Annotated in this window: 26 protein-coding genes and 2 pseudogenes; 13 read left to right on the forward strand and 15 right to left on the reverse strand. The window is 73.6% G+C overall.

The genetic code is table 11. The annotated features are described in order from the left end of the window. Window positions 1-133: 133 nt before the first annotated feature. The 3 genes from trpA to trpC are packed head-to-tail and all read right to left on the reverse strand — an operon-like array spanning window position 134 to window position 3017. Complete coding sequence (gene trpA, locus ACN28A_RS02555; protein WP_421391897.1) at window positions 134-970, reverse strand: tryptophan synthase subunit alpha; 837 nt, start codon at window positions 968-970, stop codon at window positions 134-136. Window positions 971-975: 5 nt separating this feature from the next. After that, window positions 976-2217 carry a tryptophan synthase subunit beta gene (gene trpB, locus ACN28A_RS02560; protein WP_421391900.1) on the reverse strand — a complete coding sequence of 414 codons (1242 nt, stop codon included), beginning with the start codon at window positions 2215-2217 and terminating at the stop codon, window positions 976-978. Continuing rightward, window positions 2214-3017: an indole-3-glycerol phosphate synthase TrpC gene (trpC, locus tag ACN28A_RS02565; protein ID WP_421404092.1), complete on the reverse strand. Its 804-nt coding sequence runs from the start codon at window positions 3015-3017 to the stop codon at window positions 2214-2216. The genes trpB and trpC overlap by 4 nt, the downstream gene beginning before the upstream one ends. A 484-nt stretch (window positions 3018-3501) precedes the next feature. Here trpC and ACN28A_RS02570 point away from each other — a divergent pair. Next, window positions 3502-3738 (forward strand): annotated as a pseudogene (locus ACN28A_RS02570) (hypothetical protein); the annotation flags it as partial. Window positions 3739-3785: 47 nt separating this feature from the next. On the opposite strand, the gene ACN28A_RS02575 reads toward ACN28A_RS02570, so the two are convergent. From ACN28A_RS02575 to ACN28A_RS02595, 5 genes and pseudogenes are all read right to left on the reverse strand, one after another. Further along, window positions 3786-4319, reverse strand: a complete 534-nt coding sequence (locus ACN28A_RS02575; protein WP_421404094.1) for a Trp biosynthesis-associated membrane protein — start codon at window positions 4317-4319, stop codon at window positions 3786-3788. A 104-nt stretch (window positions 4320-4423) separates the two neighbouring features. Continuing rightward, window positions 4424-6100: an anthranilate synthase component I gene (locus tag ACN28A_RS02580; protein ID WP_421391901.1), complete on the reverse strand. Its 1677-nt coding sequence runs from the start codon at window positions 6098-6100 to the stop codon at window positions 4424-4426. A gap of 22 nt (window positions 6101-6122) precedes the next feature. Beyond that, window positions 6123-6557 (reverse strand): phosphoribosyl-AMP cyclohydrolase, encoded by a 435-nt coding sequence (gene hisI / locus ACN28A_RS02585; protein ID WP_421404096.1) that lies wholly within the window; start codon window positions 6555-6557, stop codon window positions 6123-6125. 303 nt (window positions 6558-6860) lie between these two features. After that, window positions 6861-7547 (reverse strand): annotated as a pseudogene (locus ACN28A_RS02590) (nucleotidyltransferase domain-containing protein); the annotation flags it as partial. 69 nt (window positions 7548-7616) lie between these two features. Then, the gene (locus ACN28A_RS02595) at window positions 7617-8618 is read right to left on the reverse strand and encodes an aldo/keto reductase (protein WP_421391902.1); all 1002 of its coding nucleotides are present in this window, start codon (window positions 8616-8618) and stop codon (window positions 7617-7619) included. A 227-nt stretch (window positions 8619-8845) separates the two neighbouring features. Between ACN28A_RS02595 and ACN28A_RS02600 the strand changes: the two genes are divergently transcribed. From ACN28A_RS02600 to ACN28A_RS02610, 3 genes are all read left to right on the forward strand, one after another. After that, complete coding sequence (locus ACN28A_RS02600; RefSeq protein ID WP_421391905.1) at window positions 8846-9637, forward strand: ABC transporter ATP-binding protein; 792 nt, start codon at window positions 8846-8848, stop codon at window positions 9635-9637. Next, window positions 9634-10389 (forward strand): ABC transporter permease, encoded by a 756-nt coding sequence (locus ACN28A_RS02605; RefSeq protein WP_421391908.1) that lies wholly within the window; start codon window positions 9634-9636, stop codon window positions 10387-10389. Before ACN28A_RS02600 ends, ACN28A_RS02605 begins: the two co-directional genes overlap by 4 nt. 74 nt (window positions 10390-10463) lie before the next feature. Then, window positions 10464-11114 carry a TetR family transcriptional regulator gene (locus tag ACN28A_RS02610; RefSeq protein WP_421391911.1) on the forward strand — a complete coding sequence of 217 codons (651 nt, stop codon included), beginning with the start codon at window positions 10464-10466 and terminating at the stop codon, window positions 11112-11114. Window positions 11115-11128: 14 nt separating this feature from the next. On the opposite strand, the gene ACN28A_RS02615 is transcribed toward ACN28A_RS02610, so the two are convergent. From ACN28A_RS02615 to ACN28A_RS02625, 3 genes are all read right to left on the reverse strand, one after another. Then, window positions 11129-11929 (reverse strand): DUF2470 domain-containing protein, encoded by an 801-nt coding sequence (locus ACN28A_RS02615; RefSeq protein ID WP_421391913.1) that lies wholly within the window; start codon window positions 11927-11929, stop codon window positions 11129-11131. Between the two features lie 161 nt (window positions 11930-12090). Then, a complete protein-coding gene (locus ACN28A_RS02620) occupies window positions 12091-13878 on the reverse strand; it encodes an ABC transporter ATP-binding protein (RefSeq protein WP_421391914.1) in 1788 nt (595 codons plus the stop codon). Next, complete coding sequence (locus tag ACN28A_RS02625) at window positions 13875-15965, reverse strand: ABC transporter transmembrane domain-containing protein (protein ID WP_421391915.1); 2091 nt, start codon at window positions 15963-15965, stop codon at window positions 13875-13877. Before ACN28A_RS02625 ends, ACN28A_RS02620 begins: the two co-directional genes overlap by 4 nt. 207 nt (window positions 15966-16172) lie before the next feature. Between ACN28A_RS02625 and ACN28A_RS02630 the strand changes: the two genes are divergently transcribed. Next, window positions 16173-16802 carry a TIGR03085 family metal-binding protein gene (locus ACN28A_RS02630; RefSeq protein ID WP_421391918.1) on the forward strand — a complete coding sequence of 210 codons (630 nt, stop codon included), beginning with the start codon at window positions 16173-16175 and terminating at the stop codon, window positions 16800-16802. A 25-nt stretch (window positions 16803-16827) separates the two neighbouring features. Continuing rightward, entirely contained in the window at window positions 16828-17781 is a 954-nt protein-coding gene (locus ACN28A_RS02635; RefSeq protein WP_421391920.1) for a terpene synthase family protein, read from the forward strand. Between the two features lie 23 nt (window positions 17782-17804). On the opposite strand, the gene ACN28A_RS02640 is transcribed toward ACN28A_RS02635, so the two are convergent. After that, window positions 17805-18371 carry a septum formation initiator gene (locus tag ACN28A_RS02640; protein ID WP_421391922.1) on the reverse strand — a complete coding sequence of 189 codons (567 nt, stop codon included), beginning with the start codon at window positions 18369-18371 and terminating at the stop codon, window positions 17805-17807. 215 nt (window positions 18372-18586) lie between these two features. On the opposite strand from ACN28A_RS02640, the gene ACN28A_RS02645 reads away from it, so the two are divergent. From ACN28A_RS02645 to ACN28A_RS02675, 7 genes are all read left to right on the forward strand, one after another. Beyond that, entirely contained in the window at window positions 18587-19294 is a 708-nt protein-coding gene (locus ACN28A_RS02645; protein WP_421391925.1) for a response regulator transcription factor, read from the forward strand. Then, window positions 19279-20616 carry a HAMP domain-containing sensor histidine kinase gene (locus ACN28A_RS02650; protein ID WP_421391928.1) on the forward strand — a complete coding sequence of 446 codons (1338 nt, stop codon included), beginning with the start codon at window positions 19279-19281 and terminating at the stop codon, window positions 20614-20616. The genes ACN28A_RS02645 and ACN28A_RS02650 overlap by 16 nt, the downstream gene beginning before the upstream one ends. A 227-nt stretch (window positions 20617-20843) precedes the next feature. Further along, window positions 20844-21368 carry a PepSY domain-containing protein gene (locus tag ACN28A_RS02655; protein WP_421391931.1) on the forward strand — a complete coding sequence of 175 codons (525 nt, stop codon included), beginning with the start codon at window positions 20844-20846 and terminating at the stop codon, window positions 21366-21368. 223 nt (window positions 21369-21591) lie between these two features. After that, the gene (locus ACN28A_RS02660) at window positions 21592-22068 is read left to right on the forward strand and encodes a hypothetical protein (protein WP_421391934.1); all 477 of its coding nucleotides are present in this window, start codon (window positions 21592-21594) and stop codon (window positions 22066-22068) included. Between the two features lie 123 nt (window positions 22069-22191). Then, entirely contained in the window at window positions 22192-22710 is a 519-nt protein-coding gene (locus ACN28A_RS02665) for a SigE family RNA polymerase sigma factor (protein WP_421391935.1), read from the forward strand. Further along, on the forward strand, window positions 22710-23333 hold the full coding sequence (locus ACN28A_RS02670) for a hypothetical protein (RefSeq protein ID WP_421391937.1): 624 nt from the start codon (window positions 22710-22712) through the stop codon (window positions 23331-23333). Before ACN28A_RS02665 ends, ACN28A_RS02670 begins: the two co-directional genes overlap by 1 nt. A gap of 164 nt (window positions 23334-23497) precedes the next feature. Beyond that, window positions 23498-23641: an Imm1 family immunity protein gene (locus ACN28A_RS02675; protein WP_421391938.1), complete on the forward strand. Its 144-nt coding sequence runs from the start codon at window positions 23498-23500 to the stop codon at window positions 23639-23641. Between the two features lie 79 nt (window positions 23642-23720). Here the strand turns inward: ACN28A_RS02675 and ACN28A_RS02680 are convergent, their stop codons facing one another. The 3 genes from ACN28A_RS02680 to ACN28A_RS02690 are packed head-to-tail and all read right to left on the reverse strand — an operon-like array spanning window position 23721 to window position 24636. After that, window positions 23721-23972, reverse strand: coding sequence for a hypothetical protein (locus ACN28A_RS02680; protein WP_421404098.1), 252 nt, complete (start codon window positions 23970-23972; stop codon window positions 23721-23723). Window positions 23973-23995: 23 nt separating this feature from the next. Next, window positions 23996-24310: a DivIVA domain-containing protein gene (locus ACN28A_RS02685; RefSeq protein ID WP_421391941.1), complete on the reverse strand. Its 315-nt coding sequence runs from the start codon at window positions 24308-24310 to the stop codon at window positions 23996-23998. Beyond that, on the reverse strand, window positions 24307-24636 hold the full coding sequence (locus ACN28A_RS02690) for a hypothetical protein (RefSeq protein ID WP_421391942.1): 330 nt from the start codon (window positions 24634-24636) through the stop codon (window positions 24307-24309). Before ACN28A_RS02690 ends, ACN28A_RS02685 begins: the two co-directional genes overlap by 4 nt. Between the last annotated feature and the right edge of the window lie 891 nt (window positions 24637-25527).

Genomic DNA, 25527 nt, shown 5'->3' on the forward strand with positions numbered 1-25527 from the left:
ACGGGCGGGCCGAACGCGGCAGCGGAGGTGAAGACGGACGGGCCGAACGCGGCAGCGAAGAAGACGGACGAAGAACGGCGAGGACCGGAGAGCGGTGGCGTAGGCGCGGACGGGCAGGCGGGCGGTGTGGCGGTCAGCGCCGGACGGTTCGGACGCCTTCGGCGAGTTCGGCGCTGAGCCTGCCCAGCGCGGCGAGCCCGGCCGCCTCGTCCGGGGCGTCCAGCAGGCAGCGGATCAGGGCGCTGCCCACGATCACGCCGTCGGCGTACCGGCCGACCTCGGCGGCCTGGGCGCCGGTGCCGACGCCGAGACCCACCCCGACCGGCAGCGAGCTGACCGCCCGGACCCGGCCGACCAGGGTCGGCGCGTCGTCCGAGGTCCGCTCCCGGGCCCCGGTCACCCCCATCAGGGCGGTGGCGTAGACGAAGCCCCGGCAGTGCTCGACGGTCATCGCCAGCCGCCGGTCGGTCGACGAGGGCGCGACCAGGAAGGTCCGGTCCAGCCCGTACGCGTCGGAGGCGGCCAGCCACTCGCCGGCCTCCTCCGGGATCAGGTCCGGGGTGATCAGGCCGGTGCCACCGGCGGCGGCGAGGTCCCGGGCGAAGGCGTCGACGCCGTAGCGCTCGATCGGGTTCCAGTAGGTCATGATCACCACCGGGGCACCGGTGGCGGCGACCGTCTCGACGATCCGCAGCGCGTCCCGGGTGCGTACCCCGCCGGCCAGGGCGATGTCGCTGGCCCGCTGGATGACCGGCCCGTCCATCACCGGGTCGGAGTACGGGATCTCCAGCTCGATGACGTCGACCCCGGCGTCGACCATGGCGCGCATCGCGGCGATGCTGCCGTCCACGGTGGGGAAGCCGGCCGGCATGCAGCCGACCAGCAGGGCCCGCCCCTCGGCACGGGCCTTCTCGAAGGCGACCCCGATGCTCCGGTCCGCTCCGGCGCTCCGGTCCGATCCGGCGGTCATCCCGCTCACCTCCGGTCGCCGTCGAGGATGCCGAAGTACTCCCCGGCGGTGTGCACGTCCTTGTCCCCCCGGCCGGAGAGGTTGACCACGATCGTCGGCTCCCGGCCCAGTTCGGCGGCGAGACCAGGGATGATCTTGAGTGTGCCGGCCAGCGCGTGTGCGCTCTCGATCGCCGGGATGATCCCCTCGGTCCGGCAGAGCAACTGGAAGGCGTCCATCGCCTCGGCGTCGGTGACCGGCGCGTACCGGGCCCGCCCGGCGTCGTTCAGCCAGGCGTGCTCGGGGCCGACCCCGGGATAGTCCAGCCCGGCCGAGATCGAGTGCGACTCGACCGTCTGCCCGTCGGCGTCCTGCAACACGTAGGTGCGGGCGCCGTGCAGCACCCCGGACGAGCCGCCGGTGATGCTCGACGCGTGCCGCCCGGTCTCGATCCCGTCGCCGCCGGCCTCGAAGCCGTAGAGCCGGACGTCGGCGTCGGGCACGAAGGCGTGGAAGATGCCGAGCGCGTTGGAGCCGCCGCCGACGCAGGCGGTCACCGCGTCCGGCAGCCCGCCGGTCAGCTCCAGGCACTGCTGCCGGGCCTCCACCCCGATGCCCCGGACGAACTGCCGGACCATCGCCGGGAACGGGTGCGGGCCGGCGGTGGTGCCGATCAGGTAGTGCGTCCGGTCGACGTTCGCCACCCAGTCCCGCATCGCCTCGTTCATCGCGTCCTTGAGGGTGCGCGAGCCGGTGGTCACCGGGACCACCGTGGCGCCGAGCATCCGCATCCGGGCGACGTTCAGGGCCTGCCGCTGGGTGTCCAGCTCACCCATGTAGACCACGCACTCCAGATCGAGGTACGCGGCAGCGGTCGCGCTCGCCACCCCGTGCTGGCCGGCGCCGGTCTCGGCGATCACCCGGGGCTTGCCCATCCGCTTGGTGAGCAGCGCCTGCCCCAGCACGTTGCGCACCTTGTGCGCGCCGGTGTGGTTGAGGTCCTCGCGTTTGAGCAGCACCCGCGCCCCGACCCGGGCGGAGAGCCGCTCGGCCGGAAAGAGCGGCGACGGGATGTTGGCGTACTCCCGCAGCAGCCGGGTGAACTCGGTGCTGAAGGACTCGTCGGCCAGCGCCTTCTGGTAGGCGTTGTCGAGTTCGTCGAGCGCGGCGACGAGCGCCTCGGGGACGAACCGGCCGCCGTACGGGCCGAAGTGCCCGGCCAGGTCCGGCAGTTCCGTCCCGCCGGCCGGCCCGGTGCCCGTGCTCATCGGACCGGGCGGGGGGTCGCCGGGTGGTTGCCGGCGTTGACCAGTTCGGCCACCGCCTCCCGGGGGCTCTTCTGGGTGACCAGCCCCTCGCCGACAAGTACGGCGTCGGCACCGGCCGAGGCGTACCGGATCAGGTCGTGCGGGCCGCGCACCCCGGACTCGGCGATCTTGACGACGTTGTTCGGCAGGCCCGGGGCGATCCGCTCGAAGACCGACCGGTCGACCTCCAGGGTGCGCAGGTTGCGGGCGTTCACCCCGATCACCCGGGCACCGGCCTCCATGGCGCGGTCCGCCTCCTCCTCGTCGTGCACCTCGACCAGCGCGGTCATGCCCAGCGACTCGATCCGCTCCAGGAGGCCGACCAGCACGTTCTGCTCCAGCGCGGCGACGATCAGCAGCACCAGGTCGGCGCCGTGCGCCCGGGCCTCGTGCACCTGGTAACTGGAGACGACGAAGTCCTTGCGGAGCACCGGGATGTCCACCGCGTCCCGGACCGCCGCCAGGTCCTCCAGCGACCCGCCGAACCAGCGCCCCTCGGTGAGTACGCTGATGCAGCGCGCCCCACCGGCGGCGTAGTCACCGGCCAGGTCGGCCGGGTCGGCGATCTCGGCGAGCTGCCCCTTGGACGGTGAGGAGCGCTTCACCTCGGCGATCACCCCGACGCCGGGGCGGCGCAGCGCCGCGTAGGCGTCCCGGGGTGGTGCGGCTGCCGCCGCCAGTTGCTTGATCTGCTCCAGCGGCACCTGTTCCTGCCGCCGTGCGACGTCCTCGCGGACTCCGGCGAGGATCTCGTCGAGCACGTTGGCGGACGTCGCCGATCCGGCTTCGTCTCCCGCCGCGTGCGGTTGCTCAGCAGTCACCAACGGACTCCCCTCTCCGGGTGTCATGGGCCGATGCTAGGCGTCGCCACGGGACGGACGCCTCCGGGGGTATGGCGTGCTTCACGAGATGGGCTGGGGCATAATGGCCGACCTTGTGAGCGGATTATCACGCTGCGCCATCGGAAGCGCGCGGCGAGCCGGCCGGTGAGCGGACGCCGCCCGGCGACGACCGGGGTGGCCCTGCCAGGCGACGACCGGGGTGGCCGGCGGGACGGCTGTGACGGAAGTCAAGGAAGCCGGACGGCAACCCCGCCGTTCTCCCGAATGGTGGGCCCGGAACACCTACGAACCGTTAAGCCGGGGGTGACCGGCCGGAAACACCGGCTCGGCACCATCTGAGTCGGGCACACTGGTCGCGGGGCCGCCGCCGACCAGTCGGATCGATTTCCGTGCGGGGAAGACCATGAGCGTTGCGAAGCCTGACTCCGGCATCGACCTGAGCAGCATCCCCCGGGCCGTACTCTCGGCCGCCGTCGGCATGGTGCACAGCGTGGAGCGGGCGGTGGTCGGCGACGCCCGGATGCGGACCGCCCGGGGCAACGCCTGGGAGGCGATCTGCGCCGACCGGGACCGGGCGCTGCGGCGCGACGAGATCCGCGCCCTGGTGGCGGCGCTGGCCTCCGCCCCGCCCGCGGTACCCGCGACCGTGCCGAACCCCGGCCGCCCGGCCACCGGGCAGCCGCAGACTCAGCCGGCCGTCGGGTCCTCGCCCCGGTCCAGCGCGTCCCAGGCGGCCGTGGTCCGCCGGGCGTCGACCCGCCCGTCCGGGGCGGTCGCCTCCCGGCCCGCCCCGGCCGGCCGGGCCCGGTCGTAACGGGCACCCATCACCGGCCAGCCGGCACCGCGGAGCGCGGTGAGCACCCCGGCCGCGCCGACCAGCAGGCCACCCAGCGCACAGAGCAGCGGCCAGCCTGCGGACACCTCGCCGCCGGTGCCGAGAACGGCGTAGCCGGCACCGGCCGCCACCCCGGCGCCGAGCAGCGCCAGCAGCCCGCCGACCAGCCGGCGCCCGATGCCCCGGGTGCCCAGCAACGCTCCGGCGCCGGCCAACCCGACCAGGGCCAGCGCCGGCAGCCAGGGCAGCAGGTCGCCGCCGGTCCGGGCCGCCCGGTCGGGCGGCAGCGGCACCGGGCGGGCGGTCAGCTCCACCGACCAGGTCCGGGTCGCCGCGAGCACCGCCAGGCCCGCGCCGAGCAGGCAGAGCAGCACCGCGTACGCCAACTCGCGCCGCCCGGCCGACCGGGCCCACCCGACTGTCGACGGGTCGGTCGACGGGTCGGTCGACGTGCCGGCCGACGGGTCGGCCGCCGGTGCGCCGCCGACGGTCACCGGGCCGGCCGCAGTGTCTCGGCAGCCGCGATCGCGGCGAGTACGGCGGCTGCCTTGCTCCGGGTCTCCCGGTCCTCGGCGGCCGGGTCGGAGTCGGCGACGATCCCGGCACCGGCCTGCACGTACGCCCGGCCGCCCCGGATCAGCGCGGTCCGGATCGCGATCGCCATGTCCAGGTCGCCACCGAAGCCGAAGTAGCCGACAGTGCCGCCGTACAGGCCCCGTCGGGTCGGCTCCAGTTCCTCGATGATCTCCATCGCGCGTACCTTCGGTGCGCCGGAGAGGGTGCCGGCCGGGAAGGTCGCGGCGAGCGCGTCGAAGGCGGTCCGGTCCTCCCGCAGCGTCCCCACCACTGTCGAGACGATGTGCATCACGTGGCTGTACCGCTCGATCGTGGCGAACTCCGGCACCTCGACCGTGCCCGGCCGGCAGACCCGGCCGAGGTCGTTGCGGCCCAGGTCGACGAGCATGACGTGCTCGGCCCGCTCCTTCGGGTCGGTGATCAGCTCGGCGGCCAGCCGGCCGTCGTCGGCCGGGCTGCTCCCCCGGGGCCGGGTGCCGGCGATCGGGTGCAGCATCGCCTGCCGCTGCCCGTCGGCCCCGGCGGTGACCTTCAGGTGCGCCTCCGGGGACGACCCGACGATGTCGAAGTCGTCGAACCGGAGCAGGTACATGTACGGGCTCGGGTTGGTGGCCCGGAGCACCCGGTAGACGTCCAGCGGGTCGGCCCGGGTCTCCCGCTCGAAGCGCTGGGCCAGCACGATCTGGAAGCACTCGCCGGCCCGGATCGCCTCCTTGGCCACCTCGACCGCCTTCGGGTACTCCCCCTCGGCGGTCCGGCTGAGCACCTCGCCCGGCGCCGGCCGGTCGACCGTGGCGATCATCGGCGGGATCGGTCGGGACAGCGCGCTCGTCATCGCGTCCAGCCGGCCGACCGCCTGGTGGTACGCCGCCGTCACCTGCGCCGCCCGGTCCCCGGCGCCCGGACCGGCCGGGGCTGCCTGGTCGCCCGGACCGGCCGGGGCTGCCGGGGCTGCCGGGGCGTCGAGCCCGGCCGGGGCTGCCGGGGCGTCCCCGGGGGTCGCCGTCTCCGGTGCCGGCAGCAGGGCGTTGGCCACCAGGATCGCGGAGCCGTCGAAGTGGTCCAGCACGACCAGGTCGGTGGCGAGCATCATGCCCAGTTCGGGCAGCTTCAGGTCGTCCTCGGTCAGCGACGGCAACCGCTCGAAGCGGCGTACCACGTCGTAGCCGAGGTAGCCGACCATGCCGCCGAGCAGCGGTGGCAGGGGGCCGCGCCCGGGTCCGACCGGCCCGACGGCTGCCGGGCCGGTCAGCGCCGCCACGGTGGCCCGCAGCGCCGCCATCGGGTCGCCGCCGGTCGGCAGTCCGGCCGGGGGCGTACCGAGCCAGTGCGCCAGGCCGTCCCGCTCGACCAGGGTGGCGGCGCTGCGTACCCCGACGAACGAGTACCGCGACCAGGCGATCCCGGCCGCTCCGGCGCCCTGTTCCGCCGACTCCAGCAGGAAGGTCCCCGGCCCGCCGGCCAGCTTGCGGTAGACCCCGACCGGGGTCTCCCCGTCGGCGAGGAGTCGCCGGACCACCGGCACCACCCGCCGGGTCCGGGCCAGTTCGCGGAAGGTCGCCTCGTCCGGGCTCACCGCTCCGGTGGTCATCGGGTCACCGCCTGAAGAAAGGTCATGCCGTCGGCTCGGCGGAAGTCTTGCCGCTGACCGGCAGTTCGTCGGAGAAGCAGGTCCGGTTTCCGGTGTGGCAGGCCGCGCCGACCTGTTCGACGCTCACCAGTACGGCGTCGCCGTCGCAGTCCAGCGCCACCGACCGGACGTACTGGTGGTGCCCGGAGGTCTCGCCCTTGACCCAGTATTCCCCCCGGCTGCGCGACCAGTAGGTGGCCCGGCCGGTGGTCAGGGTGCGGTGCAGCGCCTCGTCGTCCATCCAGGCGACCATCAGCACGTCGCCGCTGTCGTGCGCCCGGACCACGGCGGCGACGAGTCCGTCGGGGGTGCGGCGCAGCCGGGCGGCGATCGCCGGGTCGAGGGCCGAGGGCCGGGCGGGGCCGCCCGGCGCCGGCCCGGGCGCGGCCGCCGGGGCGGAGAGATCGGGTACGGGCATAGTTCCCGATTGTTTCGCACGCGGCACGGGTGCCGTCCACCCGTCCCCGCTCCCGCGCCCCGCAGTGGTCCCGGCCACCGGACCGACCGCCCGGACGGGCTGCGCGGGCCGAGCAAGCTGCGCGGGCCGAGCAAGCTGCGCGGGCCGAGCAAGCTGCGCGGGTTGCGCGAGCTGGGCGGGCCGCGCGGGCTGGACGGGTTGGGCGAGTTGGGTCACGTAGCGGTCCAGTCGGCCGTCGTGCAGGGCGGCGGCGAGATCGGCACCGACGACCCGGGCCAGTTCCCCGGCGTACGGGCGGGCCAGCGCCACCGTGCCGGCGACCAGGCGGTGTGCGGCGGCGTGCAGCCGGGGCAGCGTGTCGGGGCGCAGCCCGAGGCAGGTCAGCAGGTCGTCGCGGTAGCCGGCCGGCGCGACCGGCAGGTCCAGCGCGGCGGTCAGCGCGTCGCCCCGACTGGCCACGCTGACCGGCGGGTTGGCCAGCCGGAGCACCGACGGGCAACGCCGGGCCAGGTCGGCGGCGGCGAGCCGGGCGTCGTACTCGGCACCGGCCGCGCAGGCCCCGCCGACCTTGCCGAGCGCGGCGACCAGGTCTTCGAGGTCGGGCTCGGCCGGGCGCTGCCGGATCTCGGTCAGGTCGATCGACGACCGCCAGGATTCGTGTGCCCAGAGTAACCGTACGGGCGCGACGACGGGCAGTCCGAAGGACCAGTCGGCCGGCCGGTCGAGGCGTTCGAGCCAGGAATCGACGTCCCGGACGGCGACCGACAGGTGCGTCAGCCGATCGCCCGCCTCCACCAGGAAGGCCGGGTATGCCACGTACGGCCCACCGCTGACCAGCACATCGATGTCCACGTCGCTGTACGGCGTGGCGGCGCCCCGGGCGTAGCTGCCGCGCAGCAGCACCCCGACGACGGGCGGGCCGGGCAGTTGGCGCAACCGGTCCGTCCAGTCGTCGAGGAACCCGAGTTGCCGTAACGGACCGTGATCCACGGCGTCATCGTGCCGCAGCTCCGATCATGACGCAACGCCCGATCACGCGTCGCCTGGGCGTTTCGTCACTTACTTGCCGATGAATCGTGTCGACTGCTCCGGGTAGCGCTGCCCGGCCGCCGCGCCGACCGGCACCGCGGCGGAGAGCTTGGCCGCCTGGTCGCCGGTGAGCCGCAGGTCGACGACGGCGGCGTTCTCCTCCAGGTAGTGCACCCGCTTGGTGCCGGGGATCGGCAACACGTCCTCGCCCTGGGCGAGCAGCCAGGCCAGTGCCGCCTGGGCCGGGGTGCAGCCGATCTCGGCGGCCACCGCCTCGACCCGGGCCACCAGTTCCAGGTTGGCGTCCAGGTTCTCCCGCGCGAACCGGGGCACCCCGTTGCGGAAGTCGTCGGCGTCGAGCTGGTCCCGGCTGCTTATCGTCCCGGTCAGCAGTCCCCGCCCCACCGGCGAGTACGCCACCAGCGCGACCCCGAGATCCCGGCAGGTGGCCAGCATCTCCCGCTCGACGTCCCGACTGAACAGCGAGTACTCCATCTGCACCGCCGCCACCGGATGTACGGCGTGCGCGGCCCGCAGCGTCGCCGGACTCACCTCGGAGAGCCCGATGAACCGGACCTTGCCGTCCACCACCAGTTCCGCCATCGCCCCGATGGTCTCTTCGATCGGGGTGTCGGGGTTGCGCCGGTGCAGGTAGTAGAGGTCTATGGTGTCGACCCCGAGCCGGGCCAGCGAGGCGTCGCATGCCTGCCGAACCCATCCGGCGGAGCTGTCGACGTACACCCCGGGCGAGGCGCTGCCGTCAGCCTCGTCGGCGAACCGGTGGCCGAACTTGGTCGCCAGGAACACCTCGTCGCGGCGCTCGCGCAACACCGGGGCAAGCAGTTCCTCGTTGTGCCCCCGCCCGTACATGTCGGCGGTGTCCAGGTGGTCGATGCCCAGGTCGAGGGCACGGTGCAGGGTCCTGGTCGACTCCTCGTCGTCCGCGGGCCCGTACGCCATGCTCATCCCCATACAGCCGAGCCCGATCGCCGACACCTCCGGTCCGATGGCACCGATCCTGCGCTTGCGCATCGCCTCGCTCCGTTCGCCGTACCGTCCGATCCGCCGGTCCAGCCTCGCATCCCGCCGCCGGCGGCGATCTTCCGTACCCGCCGACCCGGCACGGGGAAACCGCCCCCGCCGGCCCCGGTGGGCGACCGACCGACGGTCCACCGGGGGCCGGGGGCCGATGATTGCCGGCGGCGAAGATTTCAACTAGCGTTGATTTCAACACTTGATGAGTTTTGGAGGGAGGCGTCATGGAGACCGCGATCGAGGTCCGCGACCTCGTCGTGACCCGCGGCGGACGGCGGGTGCTGCAGGGGATCGACTGCACCGTGCCGCGCGGCACCGTCACCGGCCTGCTCGGCCCGAGCGGCAGCGGCAAGACCACGCTGCTCCGGGCCATCGTCGGCGTGCAGACCGTGACCAGCGGCAGCGTCACGGTGCTCGGCGAGCCGGCCGGCAGCCGGGGCCTGCGGCGGCGGCTCGGCTACCTGACCCAGGCGCCGAGCGTCTATCCGGACCTGACCGTCCGGGAGAACGCCCGCTACTTCGGCCGGCTCTACGGGCTCGGCCGGGCCGACGCGGACCAGGCGATCGCCGCCGTCGGGCTGGCGGACGCCGCCGGCCAGCTCGTCGGCACCCTCTCCGGCGGGCAGCGCAGCCGGGCCTCGCTCGCCTGCGCCCTGGTCGGCCGTCCCGAGGTGGTGATCCTGGACGAGCCGACGGTGGGCCAGGACCCGGTGCTCCGGGCCGAGCTGTGGCAGCGGTTCCAGGCGATGGCCAAGGAGGGCGCCACGCTGCTGGTCTCCAGTCACGTGATGGACGAGGCCGCCCGGTGCGACCGGCTGCTGCTGATCCGCGAGGGCCGACTGATCGCCGACGACACCCTGGCGGCGGTACGCGCGAACGCCGGCACCGACGACCTGGAGGAAGCGTTCCTCCGGCTGATCCGGGCGACCGAACCGACCGACCCGACCGCACCTGCGCGCACCGGGACCGGCGGGCGATCACTCACCGGCAGCGGCGACGAGAGGGCGGCCCGATGAACCCGCGCATCCTGGCCGTCACCACCGGCCGCATCCTGCGGCAACTGCGGCACGACCGGCGTACCGTGGCGATGCTGCTGGTGGTGCCGGTGGTGCTGCTCACGCTGCTCTACTACATGTTCGGCGACCAGCCCACCCCGCCGGGTCAGCCGGACACCTTCGACCGGCTCGCGCTGGTCATGCTCGGCATCTTCCCGTTCGTGATCATGTTCCTGGTGACAAGCATCGCCATGCTCCGCGAGCGCACCTCCGGCACGCTGGAACGGCTGCTCACCACCCCGCTGGGCAAGCTCGACCTGCTCTTCGGCTACGGCCTCGCGTTCGGGCTGGCCGCCGCCGTCCAGGCCAGCCTGGCGACCGGTGCGGCGTACTGGCTCTTCGACCTCTCCACGGCCGGCGACGGCGGGCTGGTGGTGCTGATCGCGGTGGTCAACGCCGTACTCGGGGTCGCGTTGGGACTCTTCTGCAGTGCTTTCGCCCGGACCGAGTTCCAGGCCGTACAGTTCATGCCGGTCGTGGTGATTCCACAGCTCCTGCTCTGCGGTCTGTTCGTCGCCCGCGACCAGATGGCCGGTTGGCTACAGGCGGTCAGCGACGCGCTGCCGCTGTCGTACGCGGTCGAGGCGTTGCAGGAGGTCGGCACGCATGCCGAGCCGACCGGCACGATGTGGCGGGACGTGGCGGTGGTGGGCGGGGCCGTCGTCGTCGCGCTGGTGCTGGCCGCGGCCACGTTACGGCGGCGTACCGGCTGACCTCCGCGTCGCCGGCCGGTGCCCGGCACGAACGGCGCCGGCCGGCGTCGGAGCAGACTGACACGAGGACGGCGATGGCACGACGGAGCGGACGGCGACCGGGCAACCCCGACACCCGGGAGGGGATCCTGAGAGCCGCTCGGGAGGCGTTCGCCGAGCGCGGCTTCGACCACACCTCGATCCGGGCCATCGCGACCGGCGCCGGAGTCGACCCGGCACTGGTCCACCACTACTTCGGCACCAAGGACCAGCTCTTCCTGGCCACCATCGACATCCCGTTCGACCCGCAGGAGGTGCTGCCGCAGATCGCCGCCGGTGGGCTGGACGGGATCGGCGAACGGCTGGTCCGGACCTTCCTGCGGGTCTGGGACTCCCCCGCCGGCACGGCCGCGGCGGCGCTGTTCCGCTCGGCGATGAACAACGAGTGGACCGCCCGGCTGCTCCGGGAGTTCCTGGAGACCCAGGTGCTCCGCCGGGCGACCGGGATGCTGGAGATCGACCCGGCCGAGGCGCCGCTGCGCTCCTCGCTCGTCGCCACCCAGATGTCCGGCCTGGTCATCGTCCGCTACATCCTGCGGCTGGAGCCGCTCGCCTCGGCGCCGCCGGACGTGGTGGTCGCGGCGGTCGCCCCGACCTTGCAGCGGTATCTGGCCGGGGACGTCTCCCGGCTCACCGGAGCACCGGCCGCGCCCGGCCCGCCGGGCGGAGCACAACGCGACGGCTGACGAACTGGCAGGGGTCAGCGGTCGGCCCGGCCCTGGTCGGGCGAGCTGGCGACCGGCCGCTCCGGCGACTGCTGCCGCCGCCGGCACAGCACCGGGTGCAGCAGCTCGGCCAGGTCCGCCTGGCCGGCGAGCGGGCGCGGAAAGGCGAGCCGGGCCCGGCAACGGGTACCGCGTCCGCCGAGCGCCACCACCATGCCGTACCGGTCCAGCCGGAGCACCCGGGGCGGCGGCTCGGCCACGCCGGCCGGTGGCACGAGGTCGCCGAGCTGCCGCCGGAGGAAGGCGGCGATCTCCGGCCCGTGGTGGTCCGCGAGGTCGGCCAGCAGGTCCCGTTCCAGCGGATGCAGCGGGTCCGGTTCGGCGGCGGCGTACTCGGCCGGTTCGACGTCGCGCACCGTGCCGGCCCGTTCCAGCCGGATCTCCGCCGGCTCGAAGCGGTAGAGCGTGCAGCCGCGCCCGATGTCCAGCAGGTCACCGGTCGGCACGACCTCGGCGAAGTCGAGGGCCGCCTGCCGTGCCTCGATCCCGGCCAGCGGCTCCGGCCAGCCGGAGATCCACACCCGACCGAGCGGCGGCGCCCCGGCGGCCGGCGGCAGGTCACGGACGTCGAGCACCAGCGCGGTGCTCCGGCTGTCGTCGGTCGGCCGCAGCGCCGCGGCCAGGTCGCTGACCACGGAGACGAGCAGCAGTACCCGGCCGGACGGGTCGACGGCGTGCCGGACCTGGTGCGGTCCGGGCCGGTACGCCACCTGGGCGGTGCCGGGGAGCCGACCGGCGGCGAGGGTACGGGCCACCTCCGCGGAGCTGGGCTGCATGACGTCGACCTCCAGCAGGAGTTAGCCTGACCTTAGTAAGGGCAGGCTAACTTATCCTCGGATTCGCGTCCATCCGCGATCCGGTGCGGCGACGACCGGTCCACCACCGGGCCCGCTCGGCGACCGGTCCGCTTCCGGTCTCCTCGGCGACGGCCCGTCCGCTACCGGGTCTGCTCCAGCCAGGAGGCATAGAGCAGGCCGTAGACCGACTCCGGATCGCCGACCAGCTCCTCGTGTGGTCCGCGCTGCACGATCCGGCCACGGTCCACCACGATCACCTCGTCGGCGGCCTGTGCCGTGGAGAGTCGGTGCGCGATCGCCACGGTCGTCCGGCCCCGGGTCACCGCGTCGAGGGTGCGTTGCAGGCGTACCTCGGTGGCCGGGTCGACCGCGCTGGTCGCCTCGTCCAGCACCAGCAGGTCCGGGTCGGCGACGTACGCCCGGGCCAGCGCGACCAGCTGCCGTTCACCCACGCTGAGCGCCTCACCGCGCTCGCCCACCGGGGTCGCCAGGCCGAGCGGCAGCCCGTCCACCCAGTCGCCGAGCCCCAGCTCGGTGCAGGCCGCCGCGATCTCCTCGTCGGTGAGCTCCGGCCGGCCGAACCGGATGTTCTCCGCCACCGTCGCGTCGAAGAGGAAGCCGTCCTGCGGCACCATCACCACCCGGGAGCGCAGCGAGCCGAACCGGACCCGGTCCAGCGGCACCCCGGAGAGCAGCACCGCCCCCTCGGACGGGTCCATCAACCGGGTCAGCAGCTTCGCGAAGGTGGTCTTGCCGCTGCCGGTCTCGCCGACCACCGCGACCCGGGTCTTGGCCGGGACGTCCACGTTCACGTCGAGCAGCACCGGCGGGCCGCCCGGATAGCGGTAGTGCACCCCGGCGAACCGGATGTCGATCGGCCCGGCCGGCAGGTCGACGCCCTGCTCACCCGGGTCCGCCACGTCCGGCGCCACGTCGAGGACGTCCAGCACCCGCCGCCAGCCGGCCACCGCGTTCTGCGCCTCGTTCAACACCTCGGTGGCGATCTGCACCGGCTGGATGAAGAGGGTCACCAGGAAGAGGAAGGCGGTGAGTTCGCCGATCCCGAGCGACCCGTCGACGCCCAACGTCACACCGAGCACCACCACCCCGGCCAGGGCCAGCCCGGCGGCGATCTCGCCGGTCGAGAAGCTGATCACGCTGGTCCGGATCGCCCGCTGCTGCGCCCGGCGCTGCGCGTCGATGCTCCGGTCCAGCCGGGCGGCGGTCCGGCCGGCGACCCCGTACGCCCGGATCACCGGCGCGCCCACCACGCTCTCGGAGATCGCCGCCAGCATCGCGCCCATCCGCTGCCGGACCACGCCGTACGCGGCGGCGAGCCGCTTCTGGAAGATCCGGATCACCAGCACGGCCGGTACGAACGCGCCGAAGACCACCAGGGTCAGCTGCCAGGAGTAGACCGCCATCACGACCGTGGTCACCACCACCTGGCCGAGGTTGACCAGCAGGATCACCCCGCCCCACTGGAGGAACTGGGTGATCTGGTCCACGTCGCTGGTGACCCGGGAGACCAGCGAGCCGCGCCGCTCCGCCTGCTGGTGCAGCGTGGACAGGTCGTGCACGTGCCGGAAGGCGCGGACCCGTACCCCGGCCAGGGCGGTCTCGCTGACCGTGAAGAGCCGGCGCATCATCAGGTACCCGCAGATGGTGGTCACCACCAGCACCGCCGCGGTGGCCGCCACCACCACACCGACCACCCCCAGGTCGGGACCGCCCGGCGCGCGCAGCCCCCGGTCGATGCCCTGCTGGATCGCCACCGGTACGGCGGCCCGGCCGATCATCGAGACCAGGGCCAGCCCGAGGGTGCCGGCCAGTCCGGTACGCAGTTCCGGGGAGAGCGCGAGGCCGCGCCGGAAGGTGCCCCAGGCGCTCTCCGCCCGCTCCGGCACCGGTGCCGTGGTCGTGCTCACGCGTCCACCTCTTCGCTCGGCCGGGTCGCCGGGTCGACGTACGCCCGGTCCCGCTCCCGTTCGGCCTCGGCCCGCTCGTACGCGGTGACCAGCGCGGCATAGCCGGGCGTGGTACGCAGCAGCGTGGCGTGCGTGCCCCGCCCGACGACCCGGCCGTGCTCGACGTAGACCACCTCGTCGGCGAGCGCGATCGTCGCCCGCCGGTACGCCACCACCAGGATCGACGCCCCCGGCCCGGGCGGGCCGTCGGCCTCGACGTCGACATCGGCGCCAGCACCGGCACCGGCCTCGACGTCAGGATCAGGATCGGGATCGAGCGGCGTCGACTGCCCGCCGCGCAGCGCCGCCAGGATCCGCGCCTCCACCCTCGGGTCGACGGCGCTGGTGGCGTCGTCCAGCACCAGCAGCCGGGGCCGGCCGGCCAGCGCGCGGGCCAGGGTGAGCCGCTGCCGCTGGCCGCCGGAGAGCGCCGCACCGCGCTCGCCGACCAGGGTGTCCAGCGCCTCCGGCAGCGCCGCCACGAAACCGTCCGCCTCGGCCAGCCGCAGCGCCGCCCAGACGTCGTCGTCGGTGATGCCGTCCCGGCCCAGCGTGATGTTCTCCCGGATGGTGTCGTCGAAGACGAACGGCACCTGGGCGACCAGCGCGGTGTTGTCGGCGAGCGAGGCGGCGGTCAGCGCGCGCAGGTCGGTCCCGTCCAGCCGCACCGTGCCGGCGTCCGGATCGACCAGCCGCACCGCCAGGGAGACGATCGTCGACTTGCCGGAGCCGGTGGGTCCGACCAGCGCCACCGTCCGGCCGGCCGGGACGGCGAACGACACGTCGTGCAGCACCGGCACCGACCTGGAGGACGGTTCGGGTTCGGCATCGCGGGCCGGTGCGGATTCGGGATCGGGGGCCGGTTCGGTCGGTGGCACCACGTCGGTGGGCCGGGCCGCCGCCTCCGGCTGCTCTACGGCCAGGCCCGGCTCGGCGGGCGCGGTGGCCGGCGGCGACTCCGCCGGGGCGTACCCGAAGGTGACCCGGTCGAAGACGAGGGTGGCCGGACGGCCGCCCCGGCGGTCCAGCGTGGTGTCGCCGTACGGCATCTCGCCGGTCGCGGTGAGCACCGCCTGCAACCGGTCCCAGCCGGCGACGCTGCGCGGCAGCTCGGCCAGCACCCAGCCGATCGCCCGGACCGGGAACGCCAGCACGGTGAAGAGGAACGCCACGCTCACCAGTTCGGTGATGCTGACCGCGCCCTGGCCCAGCCGGACCGCCCCGACCAGCAGCACGGCCAGGGTGCCGAGGCTGGGCAGGGTCTCCAGCATCGGGTCGAAGACGCCCCGGAGCCGGCCGACCGAGATCAGCGCGTCCCGCAGCTCGCGGGCCTGGGCGGCGAACCGGTCCGTCTCCCGGGCCTCCTGGCCCATGGTCTTGACCACCAGCGCCCCGTCGAAGCTCTCGTGCGCGATGGCGCTGACCTCCGCGCGCATCTGCTGCGCCCGGGCCTGCCGGGGGGCCATCCGTCGGGAGTAGACGACGTTCAGGGCGAACAGCCCGGGAAAGATCGCCACGCCGACCAGCGCCAGCACCCAGTCGGTGACGAAGAGCGAGCCCATCGCCGCGACCAGCATCACCAGGGTGCCGACCGCGAACGGCAGCGGCGCGATCGGGAACCAGGCCGCCTCGACGTCGGAGTTGGCGTTGGACAGCAGGGTTCCGGTGGCGTGCCGGTGGTGCCAGGAGAGCGGAAGTTCGAGGTAGCGGCGGGTGATCCGGCGCCGGTAGCTGGCCTGCAACCGGTACTGCATGAAGCCGGCACCGAGCCGGCGACCGAACATCCCGAGTACCCGGCCGAGGCTTACCGCGAGCAGCGCGGCGGCGGCGAGCAGCACCGCGGACAGGTCGGCCCGGCCGCTCTCCAGCGACGGCACCACCACCTCGCCGACGACGGCGCCGACCACGTACGCGCTGGCGATGATCAACAAGCTGTACAGGACGCTGCCACCGACCGCGACCGCGAAGATCCGTGGCTCGTCCCGGACCGCGTAGCCGAGGACCCTGAGCCCCCGGAGAAGTATGTCCCGGCTTGTCTTGCCCGCCACGCTGTCCCCCGCCGTAAGCCTCCTGCGTCCAGATCATCCTTACTGATCAGACGGGGTGATGACGAACCGATTGGCTCCGGTGATACCGAGTCGGCCCTGATTGTGTCTGCTGTCACAGCCTGTTCCCGGGTGTCGGCCACCCGCCGGGCCGGGGCGCGACGCCGCCGCGCCACGCCACGCCGGCCGGATCAGGATTACGATCAAGACATGCCCCGCTACGCGGACACGGAGCGACAGTCGCTGGCCGATCTCCTCCTGGCGGTCGGGCCGGACGCGCCGACGATCATCCCGGAGTGGGCCGCCCGGGACCTCGCCGCCCACCTGGTGGTCCGGGAGCGCCGCCCGGACGCGGCCGCCGGCCTGCTCCTCCCGCCGCTGCGCCGGCACGGGGAACGGGTCCAGTCGGCGGTGGCGGCCAGACCCTACCCGGACCTGGTCGACCAGGTCCGGCGCCCGCCCCGGTGGAGCCCGCTGGCGCTGCCGCCGATCAACGAGCTGACCAACCTGCTCGAGTACTTCGTGCACCACGAGGACCTCCGGCGGGGGCGGCCCGACTGGCAGCCCCGACAGCTGCCCGCCGGGCAGCAGGCGGCACTCTTCAAGCGCGTCCCGGCGATGGCCCGGCTCGCGCTGCGCCGGTTCCCGGCGGCACTGCTGATCCAGGCGCCCGAGCACGGCGAGACCACCGCCGGAGCCGGCGGCGAGCAGCTCCGGATGGTCGGGTCGCCCGGCGAACTGATCATGTTCCTCTTCGGCCGGCAGCGCGTCGCCCGGGTGCAACTGGTCGGCCCGGCCGCCCTCACCGAGCGGTTGCGGTCCGCGAAACTCGGGATCTGACCTCGCCGGGCGGGCGGACATGCCGATGCGTGCCTTCGCCCTGGAGTGGCTGACCCGGCCGCCGTTCCCGGAACGGGTCAGCGCACACGTGGAACAGGTGGCACCGCAGTCCGTCCGGTGGGCCGCCGAACTCGGCCTGGTCGGCAACGCCGCCGCGGCCCGCCGGTTGGACCGGGCCAACGCGGCCGAACTGGCCGGCCGGGCGTGCCCGGACGCCGGACCGGAACAGCTCCGGCTGCTCGCAGACCTGTTCACCTGGCTGTTCAGCTTCGACGACCGCTGCGACGACGACGGCCTCGGCGACGATCCGGGCCGGCTCGCCCCGGTCGTCGGGCAACTGCTCGGCGTACTCGACAGGTGCGGCGGGCCGGCTCCGCCGGGCTCGGTCACCGTCGCCGACCCCACCGCCGCCGGCCTGCACGACCTCTGCGCACGGGTACGCGCACACGGGCCGCCCCGGCTGCTGCTCCGGTTCGCCGCCCAGATGCGGGAGTACCTGCTGGCCCTGCTCTGGGAGGCGGCGAACCGGGAGCGGGACCGGGTGCCGGCGCCGGCCGAGTACCTCCAGATGCGCCGGCACACCGCCGGGGTACGCCCCAGTTTCACCCTGACCGACCTGGCGTACGGCGGGCTGGCCGAGGCCACCTGCCGGGGCGACCTGGCCGCCTCGCACCTGGACGACCTCGCCGTCGACCTGGTCTGCTGGTGCAACGACGTCTTCTCGTACGCCAAGGAGCGGCGGCAGGGGCGGGACGGGCACAACCTGATCGTCGTACTGGCCCGGGCGGCGGGGCGGGAGGAGCGGGCCGGACTGTACGACGCGGCCCGCCGGTTCAACACCGGGCTGCGGGCGTACCTGGAACTGGAGTCCGCGCTGCTGGCCGGCGGCGACCCGGACACGCTGCGGTTCGTCACCGCCCGCCGGGCCTGGATCCGGGGCAGTTACGACTGGTCGCTCGGGGCCGGCCGCTACCGCTGAACCGCCCGGCCGTCACGCCGTGCTCAGTCGTCGCTGCCGTTGTGCGACTTCCAGGTCGGCACCGGCCGGCCGGCCGCGCACTCGACCTCGACCTCGATCCGCCCGCCCGAGCCGTGGAACGTCACCTCGGCGTCGTCGTCCGGGCCGCGCTCGACCTCACCGGTCCGGTAACCCTGGGCCGGTGTCCAGGAGGCCAGCCACACCCGCTGTCCGGTGCATTCGGCCAGCACGGTGCCGCCGGGGGTGACGACCAGCCGGCGCGAGCCGTCGGCGACGGTCGGCGGGCCGCCGGAAGGTGCCGGCGAAACGCCGACCGGGCCACCGGACGGCGCCGGCGAGGAGCTTGTGGTCCCGTCCGGAGCGCCGACGGTCCCGTCCGGGAGCGCCGGACCGCCCGGTGGGACGGCGCCCGGACCGCCCGGTGGCGGAGTGTCTGCCAACGCCCGAGCCACCTCGTCCGGGCTGCGCACCTCCCCCGCCGGCCCGGTCAGCCCGGCCCCGATCACCTGTACGGCGGCCAGCCCCGTGCCGGTCGCCACGAGTGCGGCGAGCAGCCAGCCGGCCACCGCGAGCAGGGTACGTCGACGCATCCCCCGATGATGCCCGCCGGCCCGTTAAGACCGACGCCGGCAGACCCTAACGAACGGTTAACGCACCGGTCCCGCCCCGCTGCCGACGATCGCGACGGGACGCTCTGCGCGGCGGTGCTGGCGATGACCTGACGGCGCGGGCGGCACCGGGATGCTGTGCTGCCACGGCGTCGCCGACGCCGGTGCCGGGCGGCGTTTCCGGTTACCGTGCCGGTGTGGCACGCCTACTGCTGATCGAGGACGACCCGGCGATCCGTACCCCGCTGCTGCACGCGCTGCGCGAGCGCGGGCACGCGGTGGCCGCCGTACAGTCCGCGATGACCGGGCTGCAACGGGTGCTCGACGACCGGCCCGACCTCGTCGTACTCGACCTCGGGCTGCCCGACCTGGACGGGCTGGAGCTGCTCCGGATGCTCCGGGCGGTGAACAGCACACCGGTGATCATCGCCACCGCCCGGGACGAGGAGGCCGAGATCATCAGGGGGCTGGACGCCGGTGCCGACGACTACGTGGTCAAGCCGTTCACCGCCGCCCAGCTCGACGCGCGGATCCGGGCGGTACTGCGCCGCGGCGCCGGCCCGGCGGACGCCCCGACCGTGCTCACCGTCGGCGAGCTGCGGGTCGACCCGGGGGCCCGGCAGGCGACCCTGGCCGGGGTGCCGCTGGAACTGACCCCCCGGGAGTTCGACCTGCTGCACTACCTGGCCGGTCGGGCCGGTCGGGTGGTCGGCAAGCGGGAACTGCTGACCGAGGTGTGGCAGCTCCCCTACGGCGGGGCGGACAAGACGGTGGACGTACACCTGTCGTGGCTGCGCCGCAAGCTCGGCGAGACCGCGCAGCAGCCCCGCTACCTGCACACCGTGCGCGGGGTGGGGGTCCGGCTCGACGTACCCGGGGCGGAGCGGTCGTGCGACGGCGGCTGACCCTGCTCGTCGCGTCCATCACCGGGCTGGTGCTGCTGGCCTTCCTGGTCCCGCTCGCGGTGCTGCTGCGCGGCGTCGCCGCGGACCGGGCGGTGGTGGCCGCCACCGCCGACGTGCAGGCGCTGGTCCCGCTGGTCGGCACCGCCGCCCCGGACGGGCTGCGGCTCGCCGCCGAGCAGGTCGGCGCTGCGGCCGACCGGCCGGTCACCGTCTTCCTGCCCGACGGCACGGTACTCGGCGACGACGCGCCGCGCACCGACGGCGTCGAGCTCGCCGCCCGGGGCGAGAGCCTCACCGTCGCCCGCGATCAGGGCCGGGAGATCCTGGTCGCCGTGCAGGGCCGCCCGGACGGTACGGCGGTGATCCGCACCTTCGTCCCCGACGAGGAGCTGACCCGGGGTGTCTACCGTTCGTGGCTGGTGCTGGCCGGGCTGGGGCTGGCGCTGCTGCTGCTCGGTCTCGCCGTCGCCGACCGGCTGGCCCGGTCGCTCACCGCCCCGATCACCGAGCTGTCCACGGTCTCGCACCGGCTGGCCGGCGCCGAGCTGACCGCCCGGGCCACCCCGTCCGGGCCGGCTGAGCTGCGGGCGGTGGCGAACGCGCTGAACCGTCTCGCCGCCCGGATCCAGGAGCTGCTCCGGGACGAACGCGAGCAGCTCGCCGACCTGTCACACCGGCTGCGTACCCCGCTGACCTCGCTGCGGCTGGAGTCCGAGTCGCTGGCCGACCCCCGGGAGGCGGCCCGGATCACCGAGCGGGTCGACGCGGTGGAACGGGCGGTGACCGGGCTGATCCGGCAGGCCCGGCGACGGGGCACCGAGACCGGTACCGAACCGGCCTGCGACGCCACGGCGGTGGTCCGGGAGCGGGTCGCCTTCTGGACCGTACTGGCCGAGGACACCGGCCGGGCCGTCGAACTCGACCTGGCCGACCGCCCGCTGCCGGTACGGCTGCCCGCCGACGAACTGGCGGCGGTGCTGGACGCCCTGCTCGGCAACGTCTTCGCGCACACCCCGGACGGGACCGGCTTCGCCGTCGCGCTGGCGCCCCGCCCCGGCGGCGGTGCGCTGCTGACCGTCACCGACAGCGGCCCCGGGCTGCCGGCGGGACTGGTCGGCCCCGCCCCGGCCGGTGTGCTGGAGCGCGGCGCGAGCGCCGCCGGCTCGACCGGGCTGGGCCTGGACATCGCCCGCCGGGCGGCCCGGGACAGCGGTGGCCGGTTCGAGCTCTCCGCCGCCGACGGCGGCGGGGCACGGGTGGCGGTCGTACTCGGCCCGCCGCTCGCCGCCACCGGAACGCCGTCCGGGGTGGTCCCGGCCTGACCCGCCGGCCCGGTCGGCGAACCGCCGGCCCGGTCGGCGAACCGCCGGCCCGGTCGACGAACCGCCGGCCCGGTCGGCACTTCCGGCCCCGCGGCGCGCTCTCCGCCTTCCGCCGCACACCTTTACCTTCGCTTAGTGTTCGCACAGCGCGCCGCTATCCCGATCCGCGCGAACCTCGGTGCCGAGAACCCCGCCAACCGGGTGTTCGCAACGATGGAGGAACTGCGATGCGGCGTAAGACTTTGGTCCTGGGCATCAGCGGCGCGCTGGCGGCGGCAGCCGTCGTCGGTACCGCGATCGGGGCCAGCGCGGCCGAGGGCGAGCGGCAGGGGTTCGGCGCCGTCGCCACCACGGCCCCCGGTGCACCGACCCCCGGCGCCGATCCGACGGGTACCCCTGGTGGAGTGCCGACGACGACGCCCGGCGGAACGCCGTCGGGCGCGCCGACCGGAACGCCCGCACCGAGCGGTTCGGCACCGGCCGGTGCGGTCGACTCGGCCCGAGCGGTCGAGATCGCGCTGGCCAGCGCCGGTGGCGGGCAGCTCGACGAGGTCGAGCGCGAGCAGGAGCACGGCCGTGACGTGTGGAGCGTCGAGGTCGTCAAGGACGGCTGGGAGATCGAGGTGGACGTGGACGCGGCCACCGGCGAGATCGTCAAGACCGACCGCGAGCAGGACGACGACGACAAGGACGACGACGACCACGACGACAAGGACGACGACGACAAGGACGACGACGGCGACGACGACTGAGCGCCGATCGCACGAGCGGCCCCAGGCAGCGGGTGGAATCGCCCGTCCTGGGGTCGCTCGTGCGATCGACCACCGTAGGGATACCGGTGGCAGGACGGGCGCGGCGAGGCGCGGACCGCAGCGCGCGGAAATTCGAGGATAGTTTCGGCCGGCGGCAACCCGCGGACCCCGGATCGCTTGTACCCAGGTGTAGGCAAGCACCCACACCATCCGGAGGATCTGCGTGTCCGCACGTCACGGCCTGCCGCTGCCCGTCGCCGCCCTCGTTCTCGGGCTCACCGCCTGCGGTTCGACGCCGACCCCCACGCCGATCTCGGCTACGCCGCCCTCGATGGCTTCCCGCTCGGCCACGCCGGCTCCCACCCTGACCGCGCCGGCCGACAGCACTTCCGCCTCGGCGCCGCCTGCCGGCACCGGGTCGCCGGCACAGCAGCCCGGAACCGGGGCCGGGACGTGCCCCTCGGCCGAGGCCCTCGAAGAGCTGGCCGACCTGCCGAAGGGCTGGCGCTTCGTTCCGGCGAGCGTGGAGTGCTGGAAGGAGTGGGCGACGGCCGCCCCGGAGGGTCCGGACGTCGGTGACGGCATCTACCTGTTCCGGTACCGGGCCGGCACGGGATGGCGTTACCACAGCCAGGGCAGCGGATACCACTGCAAGGAACTCGGCATCAGGGAGGCTGCTCCGTTCTGCCAGTACCCCTGATCCCGGCTACCGAGGGCTGGTGCGATGGCCCCCACCGCCTACCCTCCAGGACGCGGGCGGGCGGACGTGTCGACGTCGCCGCCGCCTGAGCGAAATTCGGCGCACGGGGAGCAGGAGCCGAGGATGTCCAACTCCATAGACGATCTCTTCTGCGAGTTCGTCCGGACCCGGTCGCCGGCGTTGCTGCGGACGGCGTTCCTGCTGACCGGTGACCGGCACCTCGCCGAGGACCTGGTGCAGGATGCGCTCGCCCGTACCCATCGCGGCCGGCACCGGCTGGACGACCCCGGGCACTTCGAGGCATACACCCGTACCGCCATGTACCACCAGCATGTGAGCTGGTGGCGACGCCGCAGGATGGTCGAGTCGCTGCCCGGCGAACTGGCCGACGTGGTTGCGCCGGACAGTGACCACACCCGCCGTACCGATCTCAAGCTCGCCCTGCACCAGGTCCTCGACCGGCTCACCCGGCGGCAACGTGCCGTGCTGGTGCTGCGGTTCTTCGAGGATCGCAGCGAGGCCGAGGCCGCGGACCTGCTGCACTGCTCGGTCGGCACGATCAAGAGCCAGACCAGCAAGGCGCTGGCCCGGATCCGGAAGATGGCGCCCGAGCTGCTGTCGGCCGTGATGGAGGACGCGTGATGACCGACAACCTCGGGCCGCTGCGTCAGGCCATGTCCGATCTGGCCGAGCACGGCGGCGACACCGACATGTACGAGCGGGCCCTGCGCAGGTCCCGGCAGGTGCAACGACGCGCTCGGGTAGCCTCGGCCGCTGCCGCCATGGCGGCGGTGTTCGCCGTCGGTGCCGCGGTCGCGCTCACCACCGCGGACCGGCCGAGTCCGCCGGCCACGGTGGCGACCCGGACGCCGTCACCCAGCGTCGCCCCGACCTCCGTGGCGCCGAGCGGCACACCGTCGTCGCCGCACTCCTCCACACCGTCGTCGCCGCACTCCTCCACACCCTCGTCGCCGCACTCGTCCGTCCGGAGCAGTCATCGACCCCGATATCCGGACTGCCCCTCCGCGAAGACCCTGGAGAAGCTCGCCGACCTGCCAAAGGACTGGCGTTTCGTACCATCGCGCGTGAGCTGCTGGCGGAACTGGGCGACGGCCGAACCGGAGGGTCCGACCGTCGGCGACGGCGTCTACCTGTTCCAGTACCGGACCGGCACGGGCTGGCGATACCACAGCCAGGGCAGCGGCTTCTACTGCGAGGACCTGGGGATCACCAGCGGCAACCCGCCGTTCTGTGCGACGGACTGACTGGGCCGCCGCCACGCGTGACATCGGGCTGATGTCAGTCTGGACTGATCACGGGAAGGCGTACCGTCCCACCCGGCCACGGGACAACCGGGACCACCGGACACCGCGACGGCGGTCTCGCGTCGGCCCGAACCCGTTGAACCGTTGGTGCCCAGCCGGATGCCGTGGTTCCCGAATCGTCCGATCATCCGCCGGTCACCATCCCCGGCACACTGGCCCGGGTCTCGATCGACCTGGCCTGTGCGGCCGTCGCCGCCTACATCCGGACCGGGCAACGCCCGTCCACCGTCGTGTGGTCCGTCGGTTGACCGGCAACAGCAGATATCGCCTTCGCCGGCAGCGGCGCGGCTACGCGAGCAAGACGGAATCCACCCGGGTCACGGTGACTCACGGATCGGTGTTTCGGAGGCAGGCGCCGAAGTGACCTTCCCGCGCGCCGCATCGGTCACCCGCCGGCAGCAACCGATCGCAGAAGACCCGATGGCGTACGTCCTGGGCGTCCTCGGCCGAGACGGTGATCTCACCGGCGTCGACCAGCCCGAGGAAGGCCAGCGAGTCGGCCAAGCGGGCGGCCACGTCTGCGGCAGCCTCGATGTCGGGTACGACAACCGGCAGGTGGATGACATGGCGACCGGACACGTCAGCCACCCGGCCACCGCCGTTCATCGCCGCTCCGCCCGATGGCGGCCGGGCGAGTTCCGGCTCTGCCACTGCCGAAGGTGCACCTTGAGGCGTTCGTTCTCGGTGCGGACCATTGCCAACTCGTCCTGGAGCGCGGTCAGGGTCTCCGCCAGCGTGGTGAGGAATCGGCGCACTTCCGACGGCCGGTACCCGCGCCGGCCGAGCGGCGTGAGCGGGAAGGTCGCTGTTCTTATCCGGCCTGGGATCGGCGGGAAGTGCAGGCCGCCGCCATAGAGCGTGCCGCTCGGCCGAGCCTTGGCGGGCGTGCGCCGCACTCGCCCGCCGGAGTCGGTCATTGGTGTGACCCCTCGTCCGCGAGGGTGGTCAGGTCGATGTAGGGGTCGGCCCGCCGCACCACGACATCGATGGCCTCGTCGGAGAGCCCACGAGTCGCCAGCACCCGGCGTCCCCACCTGGCGAGCCGGCACGGGTGTGGGTGCTCGTCCCAGAGACAACGCGGTCCCGTCGGCTCGTCGTCGGACACGTGCAGGACGAGCGCGCGAACAGCGAACCGCACGTGCTCCTCACCGATCCAGACGGGAAGCGGGATCTCCCACTCCTCCGAGTCCGGCTCCGGCTCTTCCGACTCCGGTGACTGCGCGGCGGTCGGCAAACCATCCACCACATCTCTCCCTCGATCGGCTGCTCTGCCAGTGGCACCGAGGCGGGCGGGGTCGTTCGTCACGTAAGGGGGAAGGCGACGACCGGCGGCCCAGCACCCGCCCCGGGCCATAAATGCAGCCTTCAGCCAATACGCTGCACAGCGAAGATGACATGCGGTGACAGCACAGGGACACTGTGTCCCCATGACGGAGGTCGAGATGAGCGAGCGGCCGGCATGGGCGGAACGACTTCGGACCGAACGTTCCCGCAAGTCGCCTCGCTGGTCTCAATTTCGGGCAGCGACCGCCTTGGCGGAGAAGGCAAGGGAGTTCGGCTTGGCGGTTCCATCGCGCGACAGCCTGCTTCGGATGGTGAAGGGATGGGAGCGCGGAGATCACGAGCCCAGCGACCTCTACCGTTCGCTTTGGTCGCTCGTTTATGAGGTCCCCGAACGGGAGCTGTTCGCGGAGATGGCGCCCTCCGCGCTCTCCGTGCTTGGCTTGGGCCTGGTAGCCGTCGAGGCAGGCTCGGAGCCAGGAGGTAACCCTGTGCGGCGCCGTGACGCACTCCTAAGTGGATCAACCCTCGCAGCGCTTGCCCTTGGAGGGGCGGTCGACTCGTTCAGAGTCGGCATGTCAGAGGTCAACGCTCTTGCCGCAGCAACCCAAGCCTTGCAGCGATGGGACCGGCAGTTTGGCGGCTGGGTGCCCTACCAGGCGGCAACTGGGTACGTCCAGAGCGCGGTCAGACTCGTCCGTGGCACCTATACAGTTCAGCGGTGTAGTCGGCTCTTGCTACCGGGACCTCGCACCGAGAGGAAAGCAGTTCGCGGCACAGGCGGAAAAGTCGATTTATGAGGCAATAGCGACTCGCAACAAGAGGCAGGTTCGCAATAAGGCTCTCGACCATC

Origin of the sequence: Plantactinospora sp. WMMB782 (assembly GCF_049179135.1) — a bacterium.
Taxonomy (GTDB): domain Bacteria; phylum Actinomycetota; class Actinomycetes; order Mycobacteriales; family Micromonosporaceae; genus Plantactinospora.